Below are 21,963 nucleotides of genomic sequence, written 5' to 3' on the forward strand. Positions count from 1 at the left end.
ACGGGCCGGTGTCCTCCCCCGCTAGGTGCCGTCGGGCACGCAGACGGGCGCGCCGTCGGCGTCGGTCACCGGTTCGGCCACGGTCGAGCCCTCGGGCACGACCGACTGACAGCCGTTCTCGTCGATCACGAGCGTCGCGCCCTCGGCATCCTCGACCAGCGTCGTGCCGCCCACCTGGCGGATGCCCGTGGGGGTGCCCGACGCCGCACAGCCCGCAAGCGCGCCGCAGGCGATCAGCAGGATCGCGGTCCGCCTCATGGCCGTGCCTCCGTTTCGGGTGCCGGCCCGATGGCCGGCGCGGTCAGGCGCTGGGCTGCGTGGCCGGCGGCGGCCGGCCCGCGAACGCGCGCAGGAGCGGCCGTTCCACCAGCACGTGCGCCACGGCCCCCGCAGTGACCCCGGTCGCCACCAGCAGGGCCAGCATGAGCGCGGGCGGCACGCCCTCCTGCAGGCCGAGCTTCGCCACCACCAGCGTTGCCGCGCTCATGACCGGGACGTGCACGAGATAGATCGCGTAGGACGCGTCCCCGAGGAAGGACAGCCAGCGCGGTACCGGCGGCCGGCCCGAGGCAAGCCCCGCGACCATCAGCGCCGCGCCGATCCCGTAGAGCAGCGTCCGCGCGCCGCGATGCCATGCGAGCTCCGTCCACTGCTCGATCAGTCCCACGCCGAAGAAGAGGACCGCGCCCGCGGCGAAGAGCGCCCACGCCACCGGCACCGACAGGCGTCCCGTCGCGTGGGCCGCGACCATGCCGAAGAGGAACAGGAGGTTGTAGGGCGAGAGCAGGAAGGCCAGCGGCAGCGCCTCGATCCCGAACGGCACCGCCACGAGGCAGGCCAGCATCCAGCCGCCGAACAGCGCGACGCCCGCCCGCGCGCTCAGGATCATGGTCACGAAGACGAGGTAGAACAGCATCTCGTGCTGCAGCGTCCAGGCGACGTTCATGACCTGCGGCACCGTGCCGGGCCACAGCAGGAGCGAGCCGAGCACCGTCAGCGGGTCGCGCGCGGCCTCGGGCCCGGTTCCCGGCAGCGCGGCGTAGCTGAGAAGCAGCAGCGCCATCACGCACCAGTAGAACGGGTAGATCCGCACGATGCGCTTGCGCATGAACCGCTGCGCCCGTGCCGGCACGCCGAAATCCCGCGCGTGCACGTACAGCATGATGAAGCCCGACAGCACGAAGAAGAACTCGACCCCGGCATAGCCCATGGACCAGCCCGCGCCCGCATCGCGCCCGCCATAGAGCTTGTCCGGCAGGAAGAACGAATTGGCATGGAAGACGGCCACCATGATGGCCGCGACTGCACGTCCGCACTGGATCCCGCCGAGCACCCGAGGCCTCCCCGGCCGCCCCGCGACGGCCCAAGAACATCATGCCGGATACGAGCCTAACCATGCGCTTGCGGCCCGGGAAGACGTCGCGATGCCGCAGGACCGGCGCGGAACGACGACTGCCCGATCATTCGGCGATTTCCGCCGTCTCGAGCACCGCGTGGAGCAGCACGTCGGCGCCGGCCTTGGCCCAGTCGCGGGTGATCTCCTCGGCCTCGTTGTGGCTCAGGCCGTCGACGCAGGGGCACATGATCATGGCGGTCGGCGCGACCTGGTTGATCCAGCAGGCGTCGTGCCCGGCGCCCGACACGATGTCGCGGTGCGAATAGCCGAGCCGTTCGGCCGCCGCGCGCACGGCGCCCACGCAGGTCTCGTCGAAGGTCACCGGATCGAAATGGCCGACCGGCTCGATCTCGATCCCGAGGCCGAGGTCCATGGCGATGTCCGCCGCCTCCGTCTCGAGCCGCGCACGCATGGAATTGAGCTTGTCGAGGTCCGGAGAGCGGAAGTCGACGGTGAAGACCGCCTTGCCTGGGATCACGTTGCGCGAGTTGGGATAGACGTTGGCCTGCCCGACCGCGCCCACCGCGTTCGGCAGGTGGTCCATGGCGATCCGGTGCACCGCCTCGGTGACGCGCGCCATGCCGAGGCCCGCGTTCACCCGCATCTCCATCGGGGTCGACCCCGTATGTGCATCCTTGCCCGTCAGCGTGACCTGCAGCCACCAGAGACCCTGCCCGTGGGTCACGACGCCGATGTCCTTGCCTTCGGCCTCGAGGATCGGCCCCTGCTCGATGTGCAACTCGAAGAAGGCGTGCATCTTGCGCGCGCCCACGGCCTCGTCGCCGCGCCATCCGATCCGGTCGAGCTCGTCGCCGAAGCGCTTGCCGTCCGCGTCGGTGCGGTCCTCCGCCCAGTCCTGCGCGTGCACGCCGGCGAAGACGCCCGAGGCCAGCATCGCCGGGGCAAAGCGCGTGCCCTCCTCGTTCGTCCAGTTGGTCACGACGATGGGCCGCCGGGTGCGGATGCCGAGGTCGTCCAGCGTGCGCAGGATCTCGAGCCCGCCGAGCACGCCCAGCACGCCGTCGTACTTGCCGCCCGTGGGCTGGGTGTCGAGGTGGCTGCCCACGTATACCGGCAGCGCGTCGGGATCGGTCCCGGCGCGTTCGGCGAACATGTTGCCGAGGCCGTCGAGCCCCATGGTGCAGCCCGCCGCCTCGCACCAGCGGCGGAACAGCGCACGGCCCTCGGCGTCGGCATCGGTCAGGGTCTGGCGGTTGTTGCCACCCGCAACGCCCGGTCCGATCTTCGCCATCTCCATGAGGGTGTCCCAGAGCCGGTCGCCGTCGATCCTGAGGTTCTCGCCGGGTGCTGCCATCTCGCGTCCTTCTGCCCAGTCTTCTGCCCGGTTGCACGGCGAGGGCCTGCGCGGCCCGCCCCGGTTCCGGACGCGCGGCACGACGGAGCTTGACCGCGGCCACGAGGGTTTTTTACCATTTGGTAAAGGCACGATTGCAACCGGCCGTGCCTCTGTCAAGCTGCCCGGGGGGCCCTGCTCGGCGCCGATGCCCAAACGGTTCGCACCGTGCACAATGCGTCATCAGGACGGAGTCGCCAATGGCCGAAGACGCCGCGCCCGCTGCCAGCACGCCCCGGCCGCGCAGCCGCATCCAGACGCGCAACCGCCGGCGGATCCTCGAGGCGGCGCTCGACGTGTTCTCGGCGCACGGCTTCCGTGGCGCGACGCTGGACCAGATCGCCGACGGCGCCGGGATGTCGAAGCCGAACGTGCTCTATTACTTCGACGGCAAGGAGGCGATCCACGTCACGCTCCTGAACGCGCTGATGGCGGAATGGCTGGCTCCGCTCGAGGCGCTCGAGGAGGCCGAGGACCCGGTCGAGGCGCTGATGGGCTACGTCATGACGAAGCTCGAGATGAGCCGCCGCCTGCCGCGCGAGAGCCGGCTCTTCGCCAACGAGATCCTGCAGGGCGCGCCGCGCATGGGGCCGCATCTGGAACGCGGGCTGAAGCCGCTCTTCGACGCGAAATGCGCGCTGATCCGCCGCTGGGCCGCCGAGGGCCGCATCGCCCCGGTCGATCCCGGCCATTTCCTGTTCACCGTCTGGGCGGTGACCCAGCACTACGCGGATTTCGAGGCGCAGGTCGCCGTCCTGATGCCCGACGGAAAGGCGGCCTGGTCGGGGGCGCGCCGGCACGTGGACGGCATGTTCCGCGGGATGCTCCTGCCCTGACGGTCCCGCGGGGTCGGAAAATCCTCGCCGACCGGGGCCGCGGTGCTCTACCATGGCGGAACCCGGCCACGCGGCCGCTCGTTTTCCGGGTGACCAGACGGTCGGAACCCCTGAACCAGGAGGCACGACGATGGACGCCATGCAGATCTCCGAATATGCCCGCGCCCTCTACCGGCGGCAGGGCCCCGCCGCCGCGGCCGAGGCCGCGCGCCGGGCCCGCGACAGCGAGGCCAAGGGCCAGCAGCAGGAAGCGGCCGAGTGGCAGACGATCCGCGACCTGATCCACGACATGCGCGGACCCCGTCAGGGCTGAGCCGCGCGCAGGGGCAGCCGGTGGTCCCGGCTGCCCGGGCGGTCACTCCGCGGCGCGGAGAGCCCCGGGATTGTTCGGATGCGTGGTCCAGTCCGCATGCGCGGGCTCGACCGTGCGGCCGGTCCGCGGGTCGACGCTGCCGGCCTCCATCTCGACCATCGAGATGCAGTTCTCGACCGGGCAGACATTGACGCAGAGGTTGCAGGCCACGCATTCCGCGTCGATCACCTCGAACACCCGGCCGGGCTTCATCGCGATCGCCTGGTGCGAGGTGTCCTCGCACGCGGCATAGCAGCGCCCGCACTGGATGCAGGCCTCCTGGTCGATGCGGGCCTTCGTCACGTAGTTGAGGTTGAGGTGCTTCCAGTCGGTGACGTTCGGCACCGCGCGTCCGACCACGTCGGCGACCGAGGCGTGCCCCTTGTCGTCCATCCACGCCGACAGGCCGCGGGCCATCTCCTCCACGATGCGGAAACCGTAGGTCATGGCCGCGGTGCAGACCTGCACGTTGCCGGCGCCGAGGACGAGGAACTCCGCCGCGTCGCGCCACGTGGTGACGCCGCCGATCCCCGAGATGGGCATGCCGCGCGTCTCGGGATCGCGGGCGATCTCGGATACCATGGACAGCGCGATGGGCTTGACCGCGGGACCGCAATAGCCGCCGTGCGAGCCCTTGCCGTCGATGGTGGGTTCGGGCGCCATCGTGTCGAGATTCACGGACGTGATCGAGTTGATCGTGTTGATGAGCGACACCGCGTCCGCCCCGCCGTTGCGCGCCGCGGTCGCGGGCTTGCGGATGTCGGTGATGTTCGGCGTCAGCTTCACGATCACCGGCCGGTCGTAATACTTCTTGCACCAGCGGGTGACCATCTCGATGTATTCGGGCACCTGCCCGACGGCCGATCCCATGCCGCGCTCGCTCATCCCATGCGGGCAGCCGAAGTTCAGCTCGATCCCGTCGGCGTTCGTCTCTGCGACGCGCGGCAGGATCGCCTTCCACGCCTCCTCCTCGCAGGGAACCATGATCGAGGCGATCAGCGCGCGGTCGGGATAGTCGGCCTTGACCCGCGCCATCTCCTCGAGGTTGGTCTCGAGCGGCCGGTCGGTGATCAGCTCGATGTTGTTGAGCCCGAGAAGGCGCCGGTCCGCGCCCCAGATCGCGCCGTAGCGCGGGCCGTTCACGTTCACGACCGGCGGGCCCTCGGCGCCGAGCGTCTTCCACACGACGCCGCCCCAGCCGGCCTCGAAGGCGCGGCGCACGTTGTATTCCTTGTCCGTCGGCGGCGCCGAGGCCAGCCAGAACGGGTTCGGGCTGGTGATGCCCGCGAAGGTCGTCTCGAGATTGGCCATTCCGCTCGTCTCCCTGTCCTGCCTGGCGCACCGGGCGCCGGACGTTGATCAGCCCGCCGCGCCGGTAAGCGCGGCGTGGATGTCCTCGGCCGCGTCGCGACCCTCGGCCACGGCGACCACGGTCAGGTCCTGACCCGCCGTGCAGTCGCCGCCCGCCCAGACCTTCGCCATCGAGGTGCGCCCGGCGCCGGTCACGCGGACCTTGCGGCCGTCCATCTCGAGCCCGTCCGGCGCGACGATGGCCTGGCCTATGGCGCGGAACACCTGGTCGGCGCGCAGCCGCAGCGTGCGGCCGGTGCCGACGAGGCCGGCCTCCCCCTCCTCGGTGTATTCGAGCTCGATCTCGGTCGCGGCGCCGTTGCCGTGAACCGCCACGGGCATGACGTTGCAGAGGATTCGCACGCCCTTCGTCGCGGCGAGGTCCTGCTCGTAGCGCGACGCGCCCATGCGGTCGCGGCCCCGGCGATAGGCGATGGTCACCGTCTCGGCACCGAGAAGCCGCGCCTGCACCGCCGCGTCGATGGCGGTCATGCCGCCGCCGATCACCACCACGTCGCGCCCCACCGGCAGCGTCGTCAGGTCCTCGGCCTGCCGCAGCTCGGCGATGAAGGACACCGCGTCCGCCACGCCCTCGCGCTCGGCCCCGTCGACGTCGAGCGGGTTCGTTCCGCCGAGGCCCACGCCCAGGAACACCGCGTCGAACTCCGCCGCGAGCGTCCCGAGGTCCAGGTCGCGGCCGAGTGCGCGGCCGGTCTCGATCGTGATGCCGCCGATGCCGCACAGCCACTCGACCTCGCGCGCGGCAAAGCCGTCGACCGACTTGTAGGCGGCGATGCCGAACTCGTTGAGCCCGCCCGCCTTGGGCCGCGCCTCGTAGACCGTCACGTCGTGGCCGTGCATGGCGAGCCGGTGGGCGCAGGCCAGACCTGCCGGCCCCGCCCCGACAACCGCCACCCGCCGGCCCGTCGCGGCCGCGCGTAGATAGGGATGGCCCTGCCGCGCCATCAGCGCGTCGGTGGCGTGCCGCTGCAGCAGGCCGATCTCGACCGGCTTGCCCTCGGCGGCCTCGCGCACGCAGGCGCCCTCGCACAGATCCTCTGTCGGGCAGACCCGCGCGCACATGCCGCCCAGGATGTTGCTGTCGAAGATGGTGCGCCCCGCCGCCTCGGGCTGGCCGGTGGCGATCTGCCGGATGAAGAGCGGGATGTCGATGCCGGTGGGGCACGCGGTCACGCAGGGCGCGTCGTAGCAGAAGTAGCAGCGGTCCGCGGCCACCTGCGCCTCGTGCGCGTCGAGCGGCGCGTGGAGGTCGACGAAGTTCGCCGCGATCTCGCGGGCACTCAGGCGTCCCGCGGCGATGCCGGGCGTCAACGGATCGGTCATCCATCCCTCCCTGGGTTCTGTCGAGGCCAGAGTGGCACGGAAGAAAATTTTATCAAACGGTAAATTTTGTGCACGATGCGAACGCGGCAAAGGCCCCCGAGACCAGCTCCGCGGCCGGGCCGGCAGCATGTTGCGCCCGGCCCACCGCTTTTCCACAACTTACTGCGGCCGTCACGAAAATATCGCTTTACACCGCAGCGCAGGCCCATGCACCATATGTGGTATGGGCGTCGCGGAACCGCGCCGACCCTAGAGCAGGCACCAAGCGCTTGGGGGCGCTGCCAGCCCCCAGCGCGACAACAGCAGAGGTGGCGCCATGGCATTGTCCGAACACTTCTTCACGGAGGACATTCATCCCATCGACATCGTCGAGCATCTCGCCTCGCACAACGAATGGGATTTCGACCGGATCGGCGACGACCAGATCGCGATGGCGGTCGAGGGCCAGTGGCGCACCTACTCCATCACCCTCGCCTGGTCGGGCTACGACGAGACGCTGCGGCTGATCTGCACCTTCGAGATGGATCCGCCCGCGGAGAAGCTGCCGGCGCTCTACGAGGGGCTGAACCTCGTGAACGACCAGTGCTGGGCCGGCGCGTTCTCGTTCTGGATCGAGCAGAAGCTGATGGTCTACCGCTACGGGCTGGTGCTTGCCGGCGGCCAGGTGGCGAGCGCCGACCAGATCGACACGATGATCACCGCGGCCGTGTTGTCGGCCGAACGCTACTATCCGGCGTTCCAGCTCATGGCCCTGTCGGAGAAGACCCCGACCGAGGCGCTGCAGATCGCCATTGCGGAAGCCTACGGGCACGCGTAACTCTCGCGCCCGGCACGGAAAGGGGCGGCGCGTCCGCGCGGCCGCCCCGTCAGCGCACGGGAGACACGCGATGCAGGACACCGAAATCGCCCGCCGCGGGCTCGTCCTTCTGGGCTGCGGCAAGATGGGATCGGCCATGCTCGAAGGCTGGCTTGCCCGCGGGCTCCCGCCCGCCTCGGTCACGGTGCGCGACCCCAAGCCCTCGGACTGGCTCGAACGCCAGGACGTCCACCTGAATACGGACCTGCCGGACGCCCCGGCGCTCGTCCTCGTGGCGGTCAAGCCGCAGATGATGGCCGACGCCCTGCCCGACCTCGCCGCGCTTGGCGGCAGCGGAACGCTGTTCCTGTCGGTGGCGGCGGGCGTGTCGATCGCGACCTACGAGGACCTCCTGGGCGACGGGACGCCGGTGATCCGCGCCATGCCCAACACGCCGGCGGCCATCGGCCGCGGCATCACCGCCATCGTCGGCAACGCCCGGACGACCGAGACGCACCTGCAGCAGGCCGAGCTGCTCCTGTCCGCCGTGGGCGAGGTCGTGCGGCTCGAGGAGGAGGCCCAGATCGACGCGGTCACCGGCGTGTCGGGATCGGGGCCGGCCTACGTGTTCCACATGATCGAATGCCTCGCCGCGGCGGCCGAGGCCGAGGGGCTCGCACCCGACCTCGCCCTCCGGCTTGCCCGCGCCACCGTCGCCGGCGCCGGCGCGCTGGCGATGGAGACCGGCACCGATCCCGCGGAGCTGCGGCGCAACGTGACGAGCCCGAACGGCACCACGCAGGCGGGGCTCGAGGTGCTGATGGACGACGCGGCCGGCCTGAAGCCGCTCGTGCGCCGCACCGTCGCCGCCGCCGCCGACCGCGCGCGGGAGCTTGGCCGTGGCTGAGATCGCCTTCGACGACTTCCTCAAGGTCGACATCCGCGCGGGCACCGTGACCCGGGCCGAACCCTTTCCGGAGGCACGCAAGCCCGCGATCCGTCTCTGGATCGATTTCGGGCCCGAGATCGGCGAGAAGAAGAGCTCGGCCCAGATCACCGTGCATTACGACCCCGCGACACTGGTGGGCCGGCAGGTGCTGGCGGTCGTGAACTTCCCGCCGCGCCAGATCGGCCCGATGCTGTCCGAGGTGCTGGTCCTCGGGCTTTCGGATGCGGACGGCGCGATCGTGCTTCTGGCCCCGGACATGCCCGTGCCCGACGGGGCGCGGATGCACTGAGGCGCAGCGTCACCCGGGGCGCATCCCTTGACCCGCGGGCGCGGCTGCGCTTCTGTGGCCCGCCACTTCCGGAGGAGAGCCATGTACCAGCCCGCCATCACCGGCTCCGGCGTCTTCACGCCCCCCGAGACGATCACGAACGACGAGCTCGTCGTGGCGTTCAACGCCTACGCCGATCGCTGGAACGCGGCCCATGCCGACGAGATCACCGCAGGCACGGTGGAGGCCAAGCCGCATTCGAGCTCGGACTTCATCCTCTCGGCCTCGGGAATCGAACGGCGGCACGTGATGGACAAGGCAGGCGTGCTCGATCCCGACCGGATGTATCCGCGCCTGCGCGCGCGCAGCGACGACGAACCCTCGATCATGGCCGAGATGGCGCTGTCGGCGGCGCGCACCGCGCTCGCGCAGGCGGGGCGGGATGCGGCGGGCGTGGACTGCATCCTCTGCGCCGCCTCGAACCACGAACGGCCCTACCCCGCCGTCGCCATCGAGATCCAGGAACTGCTCGGCGCCACGGGCTTCGCCTTCGACATGAACGTGGCCTGCTCGTCGGCGACCTTCGGGATCCAGGCGGCGGCCGACATGGTCCGCGCGGGATCGGTGCGCCGCGCGCTGGTTGTCAGCCCCGAGATCTGCTCGGGTCACCTCGAATGGCGGGACCGCGACTGCCATTTCATCTTCGGCGACGTGGCGACCGCGGTGGTGATCGAGCGGGCCGAGGACGCGCAGGGTGCCCATTTCGTGGTCGACTCGACCCGCTGCGCGACGCAGTTCTCCAACAACATCCGCAACAACAACGGCTTTCTCCGGCGCACGCGCGACCAGATGGAGGACCGCCGCGACATGCAGTTCATGCAGAACGGCCGCAAGGTGTTCAAGGAAGTGCTGCCGATGGTGTCCGACCACATCGCCGCGCACCTCGCAGGTGCGGGCTGGCGCCCGGACGAGCTGCGCCGCCTCTGGCTGCACCAGGCGAACAAGACGATGAACGACTTCATCGGACGCAAGGTGCTGGGGCGCGTGCCGGCGCCGGACGAGCAGCCGAACATCCTGCAGGACTACGCCAACACCTCGTCGGCCGGATCGATCATCGCCTTCGCGCAGAACTCGGACGACCTGTCGCCCGGGGACCGCGGCGTCATCTGCTCCTTCGGGGCGGGCTATTCCGTCGGCTCGGTGCTGGTCGAACGCGCCTGAGGCGCGCCTCACTCCGCCTCGACCGCCTCGCGCCAGTGGCGGCGGCAGACGCTTCGATAGGTCTCGTTGCCGCCGATCTGCACCTGCGCGCCGTCGCGCAGCGCCCGGCCCTCCGCGTCCTGCCGCACCACCATCGTCGCCTTGCGGCCGCACCAGCAGATCGTGCGCACCTCGCGCATCCAGTCGGCCAGCGCGAGGAGCGCCGCCGAGCCCGGGAAGAGCTTGCCGCGGAAATCGACGCGCAGCCCGTAGCACATCACCGGCACGCCGAGATCGTCCGCCACCCGCGCGAGCTGCCACACCTGTTCCTCGGTCAGGAACTGCGCCTCGTCCACGAACAGGCAGGCGGGCGGTGCCGCGCGGTCCGTCACCGCGGCAAAGAGATCGGTGTCCGCCGCGAACGTGTCCGCCGACCGGCCGAGCCCGATGCGCGAGCCGATCCGCCCCTCGCCGGCACGCGCGTCGATGGCCGCGGTCATGAGCATGACCTGCATGCCGCGTTCCTCGTAGTTGTGCGCGGCCTGCAAAAGCAGTGTCGATTTTCCCGCGTTCATGGTGGAATAGTGGAAATAGAGCTTCGCCATGACGGTCAGATGCCCGAGCCCACGCCGCAAGACAAGCACACCCTGAACGGCGTCCAGGACGGCGCCATCGACCCGGTCCTGGGCGACGTGGCGCCCGTGCCGGCGGGCACCCCGCGGCGCCGGCTCTCGCAGGCCGAGAGCTACACGCCCGAGCTTCTGCAGGACTTCCTCCTCGCGCTCGAGCGCACGGAAAGCAGCCTTGAGGTGTGGAAGCTGATCGTCGGCGCCGGCGCCAAGGTCGGACTGCCCTTCGTGGACTTCGTGTCGGCGGGCGGCCTGCAGGACTGGCGGCGCACCCTCTTCATGCGCACGTCCTACGATTCCTCGTGGCTGCAGGACCATTACCGCAGTGACGACGTGCGGCGGTGGTCCTATTTCCGGCACCATGCCATGTCGCGGCTGACCCCGGTCGTCACGGGGATCGAGTTCGCCGACGAGTACGACCCGATGCCCGAGGCCCGGCTGGCGGTGCTGCGCGAGGCGGCGGCGCGGGGATTGCGATCGGGATTCTCGATCCCGCTGCGCCAGGACGCGCCGCCGCGCGCCGCGCTCATCACCTTTTCGGGCCCGCACGGACGGCGCGAGATGCGCACCATCGTCAGCGCCCATGGCTGGGCGCTACACGCCATCGCGATGATGGGACACCAGCGCTACCTCATGCATTTCCGCCGCGAGTTCACCGACCGCAACCACATCACGCCAAAGCAGCTCGAGCTGCTGAAGCTCATCGGACAGGGCCTCCAGGACAAGCGCATCGCCGAGCAGCTCGAGATCTCGGTCTCGGCCGTGCGGCAGCGCATGGCGGCGCTCTGCCAGAACACCGGGCTGAAATCGCGCTCCGAGATCGCGGCGCTCGCCATGTCGCTCGGGGTCCTGCCCGACCCGCTGCACCCGGTCGAGGGCGAGGAGGTCGAGGAGCTGGTCGAGATGGACGATGTCGGCCCCCGGCGCGCACCCCCTCTGAGGCGCTGAACGCCACAATCCTGCCAAAGAAAATGGGGTGCCCCTCGCGAGGCACCCCCTGTCGTCCTGAAAGGGTGTCAGTATGGCTCGCCCCCGAGAAAAGGGAGAAAAGGAGCGAAACCGAAGAGGTACGGCGCCGAAATTGCACCGCGATCGCTTGGAAGATCCTTCGGCCCCGCGCTGCCGCATAAGGGACGGCACTCGCAATGGCCTCATTTTAGCCGCATGAAACCGCCGAGTCCTGAGCAATTATCCGCCCGAATCGGGCTTCGTTACCGAAAGATTGAGACCGGCACCCCCCGAAACTGCAAATCCTTGCAGGTCGACCTTGCGCGGACGGGGCCACTGGGTAATCTCACGGCTCCGTGAGCGAATCGCCGCCGATCGCACGGCGGCGCCCCCGGGGTCAGGCGGGGCGGCCCCAGAGGTCGTATTCGCCGGCCTCCTCGACGACCACGTTCAGCACGTCGCCCGGCTTCAGGCCGTCGAAATGTTCGTCCACGAACAGGTTGCCGTCGATCTCGGGCGCATCCGCGCGGGTCCGGCAGGTCGCCGCCTCGTCGTCGACCTCGTCCACGATGACCTCGAGCGTGGTGCCGACCTTGTCCGCGAGCTTGGCCGCCGAGATCGCCTGCGCCTTTTCCATGAACCGCGCCCAGCGCTCGTCCTTGACCTCGGGGTCCACGTGGTCGGGGAGCGCGTTCGACCGCGCGCCCTTCACGTCCTCGTAGCGGAAGCACCCCACCCGGTCGAGCCGCGCCTCGTCGAGCCAGTCGAGCAGGGTCTGGAACTCCTCCTCGGTCTCGCCGGGATAGCCCACGATGAAGGTCGAGCGCAGCACGATGTCCGGGCAGGCCGCGCGCCAAGCGGCGATCTCGTCGAGCGTGCGCTCGGCCGCCGCGGGCCGCGCCATGCGCCGCAGGGTGTCGGGATGGGCGTGCTGGAACGGAATGTCGAGATAGGGCAGGACGCCCCCGCCCGAACCCGTCGCCTCCATCAGCGGCACGATCTCGCGCACGTGCGGATAGGGGTAGACGTAGTGCAGCCGCACCCACGCCCCGAGCGAGCCGAGGTCGCGCGCCAGATCGACGATGGGGAACTTCGTCGCGCGGTCGCGGATGTCGGTGCCGTAGGCCGAGGTGTCCTGGCTGATGACGAGCAGCTCCTTCACCCCGGCGTCGACCAGCTTTTCCGCCTCGCGCATGACCGCGGCATGCGGGCGCGAGGCCAGCTTGCCGCGCATGTCGGGGATGATGCAGAACTTGCAGGCGTGATTGCAGCCCTCGGAAATCTTCAGGTAGCTGTAATGCCGCGGGGTCAGCCGCACTCCCGCCGCGGGCAGCAGGTCGATGAACGGATCGGGCGCGGGCGGCACCGCCGCGTGGACCGCGTCGAGGACCTGCTCGTACTGGTGCGGGCCCGTCACCGCCAGCACCCGCGGATGGGCGCCGGTGATGTAGTCCGGCTCGGCCCCGAGGCAGCCCGTGACGATCACGCGCCCGTTCTCCGCCAGCGCCTCGCCGATCGCCTCCAGGCTCTCGGCCTTGGCGCTGTCGAGAAAGCCGCAGGTGTTCACGATCACCGCGTCGGCGCCCGAATAATCGGGCGAGATGCCGTAGCCCTCGGCGCGCAGCCGCGTGAGGATGCGTTCGCTGTCGACAAGCGCCTTGGGGCAGCCGAGCGACACCATTCCGATGGTCGGCTGACCGTCGCGGCGGGTGGCGTCGACGCGGGCGCGCGCAAGGTCGGGACGGAGGTTTGGCGGGTTCTGGGACATGGCGCGCCTATAGCGCCGGACGCGTCCGCGCGAAAGGCCCTCGCGACGCAAGGCGCCCCGCCGGTTTTGCCGCACCGCCGCTTTGGCCTACGTGGCCTGCGGATCCAAGACGCCGCGCGAGACCGGAGTGATGCTGCAAGCCCTGGGACGTTTCCTGATCGACGGCGAGCGGCAGATGCCGTGGCACGCGGTGCTGACGACCATGCTCGCCGTGGTCGTGCCGGTGATCGCGGCGGTCGCGATCTTCGGCAGTCCCGGTGCCGCGGTCTTCATCGCGGCGATGCCCGCCCACCTCGCGGCCAAGCAGTCGGGCATCTACGCGGCGACGGGCGTCACGCTCATGACCAGCATGGGCGGCGTCCTCGCCCTGGGCTCGCTGGTCCTGTCGCTGCAGGTGGCCGCGATCCTGTCGGTCATCACCGCCATCGGGTTCCGGCACGGGCTCGCGACGCCCTGCCTGCGCGCGCTCTTCACCTGGACGGTGTTCACCGGGCCCGTGCTGCCGGAAGATCAGAAGGCCCTGATCCTCGCCCTGTCGATCGCCGCCATCTTCTGGAGCGTCGGGGTCACCTGGGCCATGGGCCACGCCGCGGACGCGGCGCAGGACGACGCCTCGAGCCCGGAATACTCGCTGCTCTTCGGTGCCGCCCTCGGCGTGGGGCTCGTGCTGTCGGTCTGGGTCGGCAACACGTTCTTCGGCGCGCACGGGTTCTGGTTCCCGCTCACCTTCGCGGTGCTGTGGATCCCGCCCTTCGGAGAGCTCTTCTCGCGTACCGCGAAACGCAGCCTCGGGACGGTGGCGGGCGTCGCCGTCGCGCTCGGCCTCGCCTTCGTGGTGGAGGAGGTGGTGCTGCGGGCGGCGATCGCCATCCTCGCACTGCCGCTCGCCTTCCGCATCCTGCCGCGCAGCTCGGTCGCCTTCGTCACGCTCCTGACCGTCGCGGTGATCGAGGCGCTGAGCCTCGTGTCGGACGTCGAGAGGCTGGCGTTCGAGCGCGTCTACTCGATGGCGGCGGCGGCGCTGATGGCAGTGGTGCTCGGCGTCATCGCGCTCTGGATCCTGCGGCGCATCGATCCGGAGGCCATCGAGACGCTGAAATCGCCCGACCCGGAGGCCGACCATTCCGTCGCGGCGCGGCCGGGCGCCCCCGAGCGCACCGAGCGCGACGCGCTGGCGGGGCGCTGACGCGCCGCCGCCTCAGCGCCGACGGTCGCGGCGCGAGGACATGGGCTGGAACGCCACGCCCACATGCGCCTCGCAATAGGGCTTGCCCTGCTGCGCGGGCAGGCCGCAGAACCAGAAGTCCTCCGTCGCCGGGTCGCCGACGGGCCACTTGCAGGTGCGCTCCGTCAGCTCCATCAACGTCAGCTTCTTCGCCTTCTTCTCCACTTCGCTCACCTTCGCGAGGGCCTCGGGGCTGATCTCGTTCGCCGAGGGCTGCGGCGGAAGCGGCTGCCCCGCAGGAATGATCTTGCTCCGGGCAGGGATCACGCTTGCCGCCTTGGTTTCGGGCGCGGCCTGCGGGGCCGCCTCGGCGGCGGGTTCCGGCTCGCCGGTCCGGGCCTCCTCGCGCGGCGCCTTGGCGCGCGGCTCGGCCCTGGGCGCGGCCGGCGCAGGCTGCGGTTCGGCGGCGGGCTCGCCGCCCGTGCGGTTCGACAATCCGAGGCGGTGCACCTTGCCGATGACCGCGTTGCGCGTGACGCCGCCCAGTTCCTTGGCGATCTGGCTCGCCGACTGGCCCTCGCTCCACATCTTCTTGAGCAGGGTCACGCGTTCATCGGTCCAAGACATCGGGCATCCCTTCGAGTGACGTAAGGCGGCCCGCGTCGTCGCGGCCGCCTGACAATTCCCTGACGCCCCCTATTCTAATCACGAGCCGTCGAGTTACAAGCCGGCGGAGCCCCGCGGCCGCGTCGCGGAGCAACGGAAACCCGACGGAAGAGGCAGTTTCATGCGCGACACAATGACAGGCGCCCGGACCGGGCGCGAGGGCGCGGTCGAGGCGCCGCGGCCGCACGGCACCCGGCGGTTCGGACGGGTCAACTGGCTCGGGCTCTACACGCTCTGCCAGCGCGAGATCCTGCGCTTCACCAATGTCTGGACGCAGACCCTGCTGGCGCCCCTGGTGACCGCCGGTCTCTTCATCGTGATCTTCACCATCGCCATCGGCCCGTCCCGCGGCGACGTGATGGGCGTGCCGTTCACCACCTTCATCGCGCCCGGCATCCTGATGATGACGGTGATCCAGAACGCGTTCGCGAACACCTCCTCGTCCATCGTCATCGCCAAGGTGCAGGGCAACATCGTCGACACGCTGATGCCGCCGCTCTCGGGCGGAGAGATGGTGATCGGCTACCTCGCCGGCGGCATCGCGCGCGGCCTCGTGGTCGCCGTCGCGATCACCGCGGGCTTCTGGCTCGCCATCGGGCTCGTGCCGGAACACCCGCTGGTGGTCCTGGTCTTCGTGCTTCTCGGCGCGGCGTTCCTCGCGGGCCTCGGGATGGTCGCGGGCATCTTCGCCGAAAAGTTCGACCAGATGGCCGCGATCACGAACTTCATCGTGACGCCGCTCGCCTTCCTGTCGGGGACCTTCTACTCGGTCGAGGCGCTGCCGCCGGTGATGTACGAGATCACCCACCTCAACCCGATCTTCTACCTGATCGACGGGGCGCGCTACGGCATGATCGGCCAGTCGGACAGCTCGCCCTGGCTCGGCTTCGTGGTGGGCGTGGTGTCGGTGGCGGCGATCACCGTGCTCGCCTGGTCCATGTTCCGCCGCGGCTACCGGCTGAAGGCGTAAGGCGTCCGAGGGGGCGGGGCCCCCTCGCCCGTCCGATCAGGTGTTGAACAGGAAGTGCAGGACGTCGCCGTCGCGGACGGTGTAGGCCTTGCCCTCCGCGCGCATGCGGCCGGCATCCTTGGCACCCTGTTCGCCGCCATGCGCGACGTAGTCGTCGTAGGAGATCGTCTCGGCCCGGATGAAGCCCTTCTCGAAATCGCCGTGGATCACGCCCGCCGCCTGCGGCGCCAGCGTGCCCGCGGGGATCGTCCAGGCGCGGGCCTCCTTCGGGCCGACGGTGAAGTAGGTCTCGAGGTTCAGGAGCGTGTACCCCGCGCGGATCAGCCGGTCGAGGCCCGGCTCCTCGAGCCCCATCTCGCCCAGGAACATCTCGGCCTCCTCGGGGTCGAGCTGCGCGATCTCCTCCTCGATCCGTGCCGAGATGACGACATGCGCGTTGCCCTGCTCGGCCGCCATCTTCGCCACCGCCTCGGACAGCGCGTTGCCGGCGCCGGCATCCGACTCGGCCACGTTGCAGACGTAGAGGACCGGCTTCGTCGTCAGGAGCTGCAGCATGCGCCAGGCCTTCGCGTCCTCGGCGTCGACCTCGACGGTGCGCGCGGGTCGGCCCGCCTCGAGCGCCTCGAGCGCGAGCTTCATCAGGCGTTCCTGCTGGACCGCCTCCTTGTCGCCGCCGCGCACCTTCCGCACGATGTTCTGCAGCCGCCGCTCGATCGATTCGATGTCGGCGATCATCAGCTCGGTCTCGATCGTCTCGGCGTCGGCGACCGGGTCGATGCGGCCCTCGACATGGGTCACGTCACCATCCTCGAAGCAGCGCAGGACATGCGCGATCGCGTCCACCTCGCGGATGTTGGCCAGGAACTGGTTGCCGAGGCCCTCGCCCTTGGACGCGCCCTTCACCAGCCCCGCGATGTCGACGAAGGTCATGCGCGTGGGGATCACCTGCCGCGACTTCGCGATGCCCGCGAGCGTCTCGAGCCGGGAATCCGGCACGGCGACGTCGCCCACATTGGGCTCGATCGTGCAGAAGGGAAAGTTCGCCGCCTGCGCCGCGGCGGTCCGGGTCAGCGCGTTGAACAGCGTCGACTTGCCCACGTTGGGCAGGCCCACGATTCCCATCCGAAAGCCCATGGCGCGTCTCTCCTCGTTCTGGCGACCGGGGCGCTTCTAGGGGTCGGGCGGGCCCAGCGCAAGCGGAGCATGGTGTCAGGCAGGGCGCACCGCCGCCTGCGGCACGCCCCGCATCCAGAACCGCGCGAGCAGCGCCACCGCCGCCACGGCAAGTCCGAGGACCAGACCGATCCACACGCCGGGGCCGCCCCAGCCCAGCGCGAACCCGAAGAACCATGCCGCGGGCATGCCCACGCCCCAGTAGGCGAAGGCTGCGAGCACCATGGGCACCCGCGTGTCCTGCAGCCCCCGCAGGAGCCCGAGCGCCACCACCTGCGCGCCGTCCACGAGCTGGAACAGCGCCGCGACGGCAAGGAGAACGACGCTCGTCGCGATGATCTCGGCCCGCGCCGGGTCGTCGGGCCCGAGGAAGAGGCCCGCCAGCGTCCGCGGCGCGCCGAGGAACAGCGCCACCGTCAGGAACGAGGTCAGCGCCGAGAGCGCGAGCACGGTCCATGCCCCGCGCAGGAGCCCCGAGGGATCGCCGCGGCCATACGCGTTGCCCGCGCGCACCGTCGCGGCATTGGCGAGCCCGAGATGCACCATGAAGACCGCCGAGGCGATCTGCACCGCGATCCCGTGCGCGGCCAGCGGCACCGTGCCGAGCCAGCCCATCATCAGCGCCGAGGCGGCGAAGAGCCCGATCTCGGACAGCGAGGTGATGCCGATCGGCCAGCCGAGGCGGAAGACCTCGCCGAACATCTCCCAGTCCGGGCGCCAGAACCGCCGGAACAGCGCGTGCCCGGGCAGCGCGCGCACTGCGTAGAGCGCGACGGCAAGGAACGACACGAGGTTCGTCAGGACCGAGGCGAGTGCCGCGCCGGCGATGCCGAGCGACGGCGCGCCGAGATTTCCGAAGATCAGCGCGTGGTTGAAGAGCGCGTTGGCGAAGGCCGCGAGGACGGTGATCCAGAACACCACGCGCGTGCGCTCGAGCGCGGCGAGGTAGCTCTTCAGCACCATCACGCCCAGCGCGGGCAGCATGCCCCAGAGCGCCACGCGCAGGTAGAGGCCGGCATCCGCGGCGACCCCCTCGCCCTGCCCCAGCGCGCGCAGGAGCGGCTCCGCGAACCACAGCGGCGGCGCCGCGACGAGAAAGAACAGGATCGACAGCCACAGCCCCATGCGCGTCGCGCGGCGCACGCGCACCTCGTCGCCCTGCGCGGCGAAGGTCGCGACCATGGGCATCACCGCCCAGGCGAAGCCCGCGCCGACGAGGAACAGCACGAAGAACAGCGTGTGCGCCAGGGTGAGCGCGGCCAGCGCCTCGGCCCCGTACCAGCCCAGCATGACGGTGTCGGTCAGGCCGATGGCGAACTGCGCCAGGTGTCCGCCCACGAGCGGCAGGCCCAGGGCCAGGACGGCGCGGACATGCTCGGGATATGTGCGGGCGGGCGGTCTCATCGCGTCGGGCCTTACGCCGGGCGGTGATCCCGGGCAAGGCGCATTGCCGCAGACCCGTCGCTGCGGCGACGGATGGCCGCCGAGATCAGATCGCGCGCGTCAGGAGCTCGAACGCGAGGAGCGCGATCACCGCGCCCGCCAGCGCCTCGATGCCCGCGGCGACGCGCACCGCACCGCTGCCGGTCGCGATGCGCGACAGCGCGCCCTCTCGGAAGGTCACCGCGGCCACTGCCACGGCCACCGTGACCGCCGCGGTGCCGAGTCCCATGACGAACGCGCCGAGGACACCCGCCGCGCCGATATCCATGCGCCAGGTGAGGATCAGCAGGAACAGCGCGCCGGTGCAGGGCCGCAGCGCCACCGCTGCCACCAGCGCGACCGCCTCGCGCAGCGACCGCACGCGCGCCACTTCCTCAACGCTCGGGCCGTGGCGGTGCCCGCAGCTGGCGCAGGTGCCGTCCGGCGCAGTCGCATGGTCGTGGCCATGGTGGTCGTGATCGTGCCCGCGGTGCAGGACCGTCGCCCCGGCGCGGTGCGGCCCCGCACCCGCCGCGACGAGCCCCGTGCCGCCTGCGAAGGCCGGCGCGCTGCGCCAGAGCCGCCGCCCGCCGCGCACGACGAGCCAGAGGCCCAGCGCCGCTACCGCGGCGTAGCTCAGGGGCGCGAACCAGCGTTCCGCGGCGCCCTCCATCTCGGTCCGGCCCCAGCCGAGCACCCAGAGCCCGCCATAGACCAGCGCGACGGCGCTGGCTGCCTGCGCGAGGCTCGAGATCACCGCGAGCGCCGTCAGCCGGCCGAGCGGCACCTGCGTGCCCGCGCCGTAGCCGCCGATCAGAACCTTGCCGTGGCCGGGCCCCGCCGCGTGGAAGAAGCCGTAGGCGAAGCAGAGCCCCAGAAGCGCGCCGAGCGCACCCGGCTCGCCGGCCCTGAGCGCGCGCAGGCCGAGCGCCATGGCGCGCTGCGCCTCCTGCTGGCCCGAGGCCGCCCATGCCGCCACGCGGTCCGCGCCCCCGAAACCGAAGAGCCAGAGCGCCGCCGCGGCGACAAGGCCCGCGAGGATCAGGAGGACGGGTCGCATGAGAGCGTGATCGCGTCCGCGTAGTGGATGCCGAGCTCGAGCACCTGGAACTGGTCCTCGGTGTAGCTCTCGAGCGCCTGCGCCAGCGCCTCCTCGCCCGCATCGGGATCGGGCGCCTCGCGCGAGGCGGAGCAGCCGCCGGTCACCGACACGGACTTGACCGTGTAGGCGACGTAATAGGTCGGGTCGTACTGTCGGAACACCGCGCCCTCCGCGGGAACCTCCGGCACGGTGCGCGTGTGGCTCGACACGATGCGCCCGTCGACGAGGTCGATCGAGGTCGAGACCGGGTGCCCGAGCGCGACCTTGCCCCCCTCGGCATCGAGGTAGAGGTCGCCCTCGAAACCCTCGGGCCAGGTGACGAAGTCGAAGCCCATGAGCGCGTCCTTCTCGGCCTCGGTCAGGACGCCGTCCGCGTCGGTGTCCAGTCCCATGTCCTCGAGGATCAGGAGCGAGAAGAACTCGTCGTAGCTCCAGGTCATGCGCGTGCCGGTTATGCGGCCCTGCGCGTCGACCTCGACGGTCAGCTCGCTGTCGACGAAGACGTGCGGATGGGCCCCGACGGCGGCGGGCCAGAGCGCGAGGGCGAAAAGGGCCGGAGCGGTACGGATCATGCCCGGACTTCTACAGCCGGCCCTGGCACCAGGCAAGCGGCGCGGGCCCCGGGCATCGGCGGGCTCACGCCGGAGGGCCCGGTCAGGGCCGCTCCATCCCGAGCGCGTCCCGCCACGAATGCTTGGGGTCGTAGCCCAGCATCCGGCGCGCCTTGTCGATGGCATAGAACGTCTCGTAGGTGTCCATCTCGCGGGTGCGCGGCACGCCCGGATAGAACCGCTCCGCCACTTCCGCCGAGGTCGCGCCGACCGAGCTGTCGGCATTCGCGACGTTGAACACCTCGTAGCCGAGCCCGTCCGTGTTCAGGCAGCATTCGACCATGTGCCCGAGATCGCGGGCGTCGATATAGGCAAAGATGTTGCGCCGCCGCAGTTCCGGGTGCTGCAGGTAGGCCGGAAAGTCGGTCGCGTATTCGTGCGGCTCGATCACGTTGTTGATGCGCAGCCCGTAGATGTCGATCCCCGACCGCGCCTGGAAGCTGCGCGCGGTGACCTCGTTCGCGACCTTGGACATGGCGTAGCTGTCGTGCGGGACGGTCGGATGCTCCTCGTCCACGGGGAAGTAGTCCGGCCGCACCTCGCCCTTGGCGAAGCAGATGCCGTAGGTCGTCTCGGACGAGGCAAAGATCACCTTGCGGATGCCGAGCTTCACCGCCGCCTCGATGACGTTGTAGGTCGACAGCGTGTTGATCCGGTAGGTCTCGTTGTCGGGCACGAGCTGGATGCGCGGGACCGCGGCAAAGTGCACCACCGCGTCGAAATCCGTCCGCATGTCCGGGTCGTCGAGATCCGCGATGTCGCCGATCTGGGTCAGCGCGTTCCACACCTGCCCGCTGTCGGTCAGGTCGACCTTCAGGTCGTCGACGCCGGTCGCGCCGAGCGGCAGCAGGTCCGCGTTGACGATCCGGTGCCCGAGCCCGGCCAGATAGGGGACCACGTGCCGCCCCGCCTTGCCGCTGCCGCCGGTGAAGAGAATGCGCATGCCGAGTCCCTTTCCGTGATTGCCCGCCCGCACCTAGCGCCGGACCCGGCGCCGGCCAGTGGCGGGCACGGCGCCGGTCTATTCCGCCGCCGCGCGCCCGAGGTCGAGCCCGCCGATCTCGGCCAGGAGGTCCACGATCCGCGCGACGCCCTCGCCGTGGCGCAGCGCCGCGAAGACGAAGGGCCGGCCCGCGCGCATCCGGGTCGCGTCGCGGTCCATGACCTCGAGGGACGCGCCCACATGCGGCGCGAGGTCGGTCTTGTTGATGACGAGGATGTCCGAGCGCGTGATCGCGGGCCCGCCCTTTCGCGGGATCTCCTCGCCCGCGGCGACGTCGATGACGTAGATCGTGACGTCCGCGAGTTCGGGCGAGAACGTCGCCGACAGGTTGTCGCCACCCGATTCGATCAGCACCAGCTCGAGATCGGGCAGCCTTTCGGTGAGTTCGGCGATGGCGGCAAGGTTGATCGACGCGTCCTCGCGGATCGCGGTGTGCGGGCAGCCGCCGGTCTCGACGCCGCGGATGCGCTCCATCGGCAGGACCTGCATCCGCATCAGCGCCTCGGCGTCTTCCTGCGTGTAGATGTCGTTCGTCACCACCGCCATCGACAGGCGGGGCGACAGCGCGCGGGCAAGCGTTGCGGTCAGCGTGGTCTTGCCCGCGCCGACGGGGCCGCCGATGCCGACGCGCAGGGGACCGTTCGGGGACGCCATGAAATAC

23 protein-coding genes are annotated in these 21,963 nt (G+C 70.5%); 9 read left to right on the top strand and 14 right to left on the bottom strand.

Annotation, left to right across the window (positions count from 1 at the left end; translation table 11 throughout):
* Positions 1–21: 21 nt before the first annotated feature.
* The 3 genes from RISW2_RS04645 to RISW2_RS04655 form a co-directional block, all read right to left on the bottom strand.
* A complete protein-coding gene (locus RISW2_RS04645; protein ID WP_043767258.1) occupies positions 22–258 on the bottom strand; it encodes a hypothetical protein in 237 nt (78 codons plus the stop codon).
* Positions 259–301: 43 nt separating this feature from the next.
* A complete protein-coding gene (locus RISW2_RS04650) occupies positions 302–1,333 on the bottom strand; it encodes an acyltransferase family protein (RefSeq protein ID WP_156943780.1) in 1,032 nt (343 codons plus the stop codon).
* 127 nt (positions 1,334–1,460) lie between these two features.
* On the bottom strand, positions 1,461–2,711 hold the full coding sequence (locus RISW2_RS04655) for a Zn-dependent hydrolase (protein ID WP_043767262.1): 1,251 nt from the start codon (positions 2,709–2,711) through the stop codon (positions 1,461–1,463).
* A 239-nt stretch (positions 2,712–2,950) separates the two neighbouring features.
* Between RISW2_RS04655 and RISW2_RS04660 the strand changes: the two genes are divergently transcribed.
* Together RISW2_RS04660 and RISW2_RS04665 are read left to right on the top strand one after the other, a co-directional pair.
* On the top strand, positions 2,951–3,586 hold the full coding sequence (locus RISW2_RS04660; RefSeq protein WP_043767264.1) for a TetR family transcriptional regulator C-terminal domain-containing protein: 636 nt from the start codon (positions 2,951–2,953) through the stop codon (positions 3,584–3,586).
* A 130-nt stretch (positions 3,587–3,716) separates the two neighbouring features.
* Positions 3,717–3,899 (top strand): hypothetical protein, encoded by a 183-nt coding sequence (locus tag RISW2_RS04665; protein ID WP_043767267.1) that lies wholly within the window; start codon positions 3,717–3,719, stop codon positions 3,897–3,899.
* 42 nt (positions 3,900–3,941) lie between these two features.
* Here RISW2_RS04665 and preA read toward each other — a convergent pair whose 3' ends face one another.
* Together preA and RISW2_RS04675 are read right to left on the bottom strand one after the other, a co-directional pair.
* Positions 3,942–5,249 carry an NAD-dependent dihydropyrimidine dehydrogenase subunit PreA gene (gene preA, locus RISW2_RS04670; protein WP_043767270.1) on the bottom strand — a complete coding sequence of 436 codons (1,308 nt, stop codon included), beginning with the start codon at positions 5,247–5,249 and terminating at the stop codon, positions 3,942–3,944.
* A gap of 48 nt (positions 5,250–5,297) precedes the next feature.
* Positions 5,298–6,632 (bottom strand): NAD(P)-dependent oxidoreductase, encoded by a 1,335-nt coding sequence (locus RISW2_RS04675; protein WP_043767273.1) that lies wholly within the window; start codon positions 6,630–6,632, stop codon positions 5,298–5,300.
* A gap of 316 nt (positions 6,633–6,948) precedes the next feature.
* On the opposite strand from RISW2_RS04675, the gene RISW2_RS04680 reads away from it, so the two are divergent.
* The 4 genes from RISW2_RS04680 to RISW2_RS04695 all read left to right on the top strand — a co-directional run bounded on the left by RISW2_RS04680 (position 6,949) and on the right by RISW2_RS04695 (position 9,866).
* Complete coding sequence (locus tag RISW2_RS04680) at positions 6,949–7,449, top strand: type III secretion system chaperone family protein (RefSeq protein ID WP_043767275.1); 501 nt, start codon at positions 6,949–6,951, stop codon at positions 7,447–7,449.
* Positions 7,450–7,519: 70 nt separating this feature from the next.
* The gene (proC, locus tag RISW2_RS04685; protein WP_043767276.1) at positions 7,520–8,335 is read left to right on the top strand and encodes a pyrroline-5-carboxylate reductase; all 816 of its coding nucleotides are present in this window, start codon (positions 7,520–7,522) and stop codon (positions 8,333–8,335) included.
* Complete coding sequence (locus RISW2_RS04690; protein ID WP_043767278.1) at positions 8,328–8,666, top strand: tRNA-binding protein; 339 nt, start codon at positions 8,328–8,330, stop codon at positions 8,664–8,666. The genes proC and RISW2_RS04690 overlap by 8 nt, the downstream gene beginning before the upstream one ends.
* 81 nt (positions 8,667–8,747) lie before the next feature.
* On the top strand, positions 8,748–9,866 hold the full coding sequence (locus RISW2_RS04695; protein ID WP_043767280.1) for a beta-ketoacyl-ACP synthase III: 1,119 nt from the start codon (positions 8,748–8,750) through the stop codon (positions 9,864–9,866).
* An 8-nt stretch (positions 9,867–9,874) separates the two neighbouring features.
* Here the strand turns inward: RISW2_RS04695 and RISW2_RS04700 are convergent, their stop codons facing one another.
* On the bottom strand, positions 9,875–10,450 hold the full coding sequence (locus RISW2_RS04700; RefSeq protein WP_043767412.1) for a thymidine kinase: 576 nt from the start codon (positions 10,448–10,450) through the stop codon (positions 9,875–9,877).
* 9 nt (positions 10,451–10,459) lie between these two features.
* On the opposite strand from RISW2_RS04700, the gene RISW2_RS04705 reads away from it, so the two are divergent.
* Positions 10,460–11,422 carry a helix-turn-helix transcriptional regulator gene (locus RISW2_RS04705; protein WP_043767282.1) on the top strand — a complete coding sequence of 321 codons (963 nt, stop codon included), beginning with the start codon at positions 10,460–10,462 and terminating at the stop codon, positions 11,420–11,422.
* A gap of 397 nt (positions 11,423–11,819) precedes the next feature.
* On the opposite strand, the gene rimO is transcribed toward RISW2_RS04705, so the two are convergent.
* On the bottom strand, positions 11,820–13,190 hold the full coding sequence (rimO, locus tag RISW2_RS04710) for a 30S ribosomal protein S12 methylthiotransferase RimO (RefSeq protein ID WP_043767284.1): 1,371 nt from the start codon (positions 13,188–13,190) through the stop codon (positions 11,820–11,822).
* Positions 13,191–13,320: 130 nt separating this feature from the next.
* On the opposite strand from rimO, the gene RISW2_RS04715 reads away from it, so the two are divergent.
* A complete protein-coding gene (locus RISW2_RS04715; protein WP_051491801.1) occupies positions 13,321–14,376 on the top strand; it encodes an FUSC family protein in 1,056 nt (351 codons plus the stop codon).
* Positions 14,377–14,388: 12 nt separating this feature from the next.
* On the opposite strand, the gene RISW2_RS04720 is transcribed toward RISW2_RS04715, so the two are convergent.
* On the bottom strand, positions 14,389–14,982 hold the full coding sequence (locus RISW2_RS04720; RefSeq protein WP_043767286.1) for a GcrA family cell cycle regulator: 594 nt from the start codon (positions 14,980–14,982) through the stop codon (positions 14,389–14,391).
* Between the two features lie 172 nt (positions 14,983–15,154).
* Here RISW2_RS04720 and RISW2_RS04725 point away from each other — a divergent pair, with 172 nt between their 5' ends.
* On the top strand, positions 15,155–15,991 hold the full coding sequence (locus tag RISW2_RS04725) for an ABC transporter permease (RefSeq protein WP_051491810.1): 837 nt from the start codon (positions 15,155–15,157) through the stop codon (positions 15,989–15,991).
* A 36-nt stretch (positions 15,992–16,027) separates the two neighbouring features.
* Here RISW2_RS04725 and ychF read toward each other — a convergent pair whose 3' ends face one another.
* The 6 genes from ychF to ureG all read right to left on the bottom strand — a co-directional run bounded on the left by ychF (position 16,028) and on the right by ureG (position 21,956).
* Positions 16,028–17,125, bottom strand: coding sequence for a redox-regulated ATPase YchF (gene ychF, locus RISW2_RS04730; protein ID WP_043767288.1), 1,098 nt, complete (start codon positions 17,123–17,125; stop codon positions 16,028–16,030).
* Positions 17,126–17,200: 75 nt separating this feature from the next.
* The gene (locus tag RISW2_RS04735; RefSeq protein WP_043767290.1) at positions 17,201–18,568 is read right to left on the bottom strand and encodes an MATE family efflux transporter; all 1,368 of its coding nucleotides are present in this window, start codon (positions 18,566–18,568) and stop codon (positions 17,201–17,203) included.
* Between the two features lie 85 nt (positions 18,569–18,653).
* Complete coding sequence (locus RISW2_RS04740) at positions 18,654–19,646, bottom strand: nickel/cobalt transporter (RefSeq protein WP_043767291.1); 993 nt, start codon at positions 19,644–19,646, stop codon at positions 18,654–18,656.
* Positions 19,628–20,260, bottom strand: coding sequence for a DUF1007 family protein (locus tag RISW2_RS04745; protein ID WP_043767293.1), 633 nt, complete (start codon positions 20,258–20,260; stop codon positions 19,628–19,630). Before RISW2_RS04745 ends, RISW2_RS04740 begins: the two co-directional genes overlap by 19 nt.
* Positions 20,261–20,342: 82 nt before the next feature.
* Positions 20,343–21,242, bottom strand: a complete 900-nt coding sequence (locus RISW2_RS04750) for an NAD-dependent epimerase/dehydratase family protein (protein WP_043767295.1) — start codon at positions 21,240–21,242, stop codon at positions 20,343–20,345.
* 78 nt (positions 21,243–21,320) lie between these two features.
* Positions 21,321–21,956 carry an urease accessory protein UreG gene (ureG, locus tag RISW2_RS04755; RefSeq protein WP_043767297.1) on the bottom strand — a complete coding sequence of 212 codons (636 nt, stop codon included), beginning with the start codon at positions 21,954–21,956 and terminating at the stop codon, positions 21,321–21,323.
* Between the last annotated feature and the right edge of the window lie 7 nt (positions 21,957–21,963).

This window comes from Roseivivax isoporae LMG 25204 (assembly GCF_000521865.1).
GTDB classification, from domain to species: Bacteria; Pseudomonadota; Alphaproteobacteria; order Rhodobacterales; family Rhodobacteraceae; genus Roseivivax; species Roseivivax isoporae.

Excerpts from the sequence above, each read along its gene's own strand:
- RISW2_RS04645 (WP_043767258.1), bottom strand. The coding sequence starts at position 258 with ATGAGGCGGACCGCGATCCTGCTGATCGCCTGCGGCGCGCTTGCGGGC.
- RISW2_RS04655 (WP_043767262.1), bottom strand. The coding sequence starts at position 2,711 with ATGGCAGCACCCGGCGAGAACCTCAGGATCGACGGCGACCGGCTCTGG.
- RISW2_RS04660 (WP_043767264.1), top strand. The coding sequence starts at position 2,951 with ATGGCCGAAGACGCCGCGCCCGCTGCCAGCACGCCCCGGCCGCGCAGC.
- RISW2_RS04665 (WP_043767267.1), top strand. The coding sequence starts at position 3,717 with ATGGACGCCATGCAGATCTCCGAATATGCCCGCGCCCTCTACCGGCGG.
- preA (WP_043767270.1), bottom strand. The coding sequence starts at position 5,249 with ATGGCCAATCTCGAGACGACCTTCGCGGGCATCACCAGCCCGAACCCG.
- RISW2_RS04675 (WP_043767273.1), bottom strand. The coding sequence starts at position 6,632 with ATGACCGATCCGTTGACGCCCGGCATCGCCGCGGGACGCCTGAGTGCC.
- RISW2_RS04680 (WP_043767275.1), top strand. The coding sequence starts at position 6,949 with ATGGCATTGTCCGAACACTTCTTCACGGAGGACATTCATCCCATCGAC.
- proC (WP_043767276.1), top strand. The coding sequence starts at position 7,520 with ATGCAGGACACCGAAATCGCCCGCCGCGGGCTCGTCCTTCTGGGCTGC.
- RISW2_RS04695 (WP_043767280.1), top strand. The coding sequence starts at position 8,748 with ATGTACCAGCCCGCCATCACCGGCTCCGGCGTCTTCACGCCCCCCGAG.
- RISW2_RS04700 (WP_043767412.1), bottom strand. The coding sequence starts at position 10,450 with ATGGCGAAGCTCTATTTCCACTATTCCACCATGAACGCGGGAAAATCG.
- RISW2_RS04705 (WP_043767282.1), top strand. The coding sequence starts at position 10,460 with ATGCCCGAGCCCACGCCGCAAGACAAGCACACCCTGAACGGCGTCCAG.
- rimO (WP_043767284.1), bottom strand. The coding sequence starts at position 13,190 with ATGTCCCAGAACCCGCCAAACCTCCGTCCCGACCTTGCGCGCGCCCGC.
- RISW2_RS04715 (WP_051491801.1), top strand. The coding sequence starts at position 13,321 with ATGCTGCAAGCCCTGGGACGTTTCCTGATCGACGGCGAGCGGCAGATG.
- RISW2_RS04720 (WP_043767286.1), bottom strand. The coding sequence starts at position 14,982 with ATGTCTTGGACCGATGAACGCGTGACCCTGCTCAAGAAGATGTGGAGC.
- RISW2_RS04725 (WP_051491810.1), top strand. The coding sequence starts at position 15,155 with ATGACAGGCGCCCGGACCGGGCGCGAGGGCGCGGTCGAGGCGCCGCGG.
- ychF (WP_043767288.1), bottom strand. The coding sequence starts at position 17,125 with ATGGGCTTTCGGATGGGAATCGTGGGCCTGCCCAACGTGGGCAAGTCG.
- RISW2_RS04735 (WP_043767290.1), bottom strand. The coding sequence starts at position 18,568 with ATGAGACCGCCCGCCCGCACATATCCCGAGCATGTCCGCGCCGTCCTG.
- RISW2_RS04740 (WP_043767291.1), bottom strand. The coding sequence starts at position 19,646 with ATGCGACCCGTCCTCCTGATCCTCGCGGGCCTTGTCGCCGCGGCGGCG.
- RISW2_RS04745 (WP_043767293.1), bottom strand. The coding sequence starts at position 20,260 with ATGATCCGTACCGCTCCGGCCCTTTTCGCCCTCGCGCTCTGGCCCGCC.
- RISW2_RS04750 (WP_043767295.1), bottom strand. The coding sequence starts at position 21,242 with ATGCGCATTCTCTTCACCGGCGGCAGCGGCAAGGCGGGGCGGCACGTG.
- ureG (WP_043767297.1), bottom strand. The coding sequence starts at position 21,956 with ATGGCGTCCCCGAACGGTCCCCTGCGCGTCGGCATCGGCGGCCCCGTC.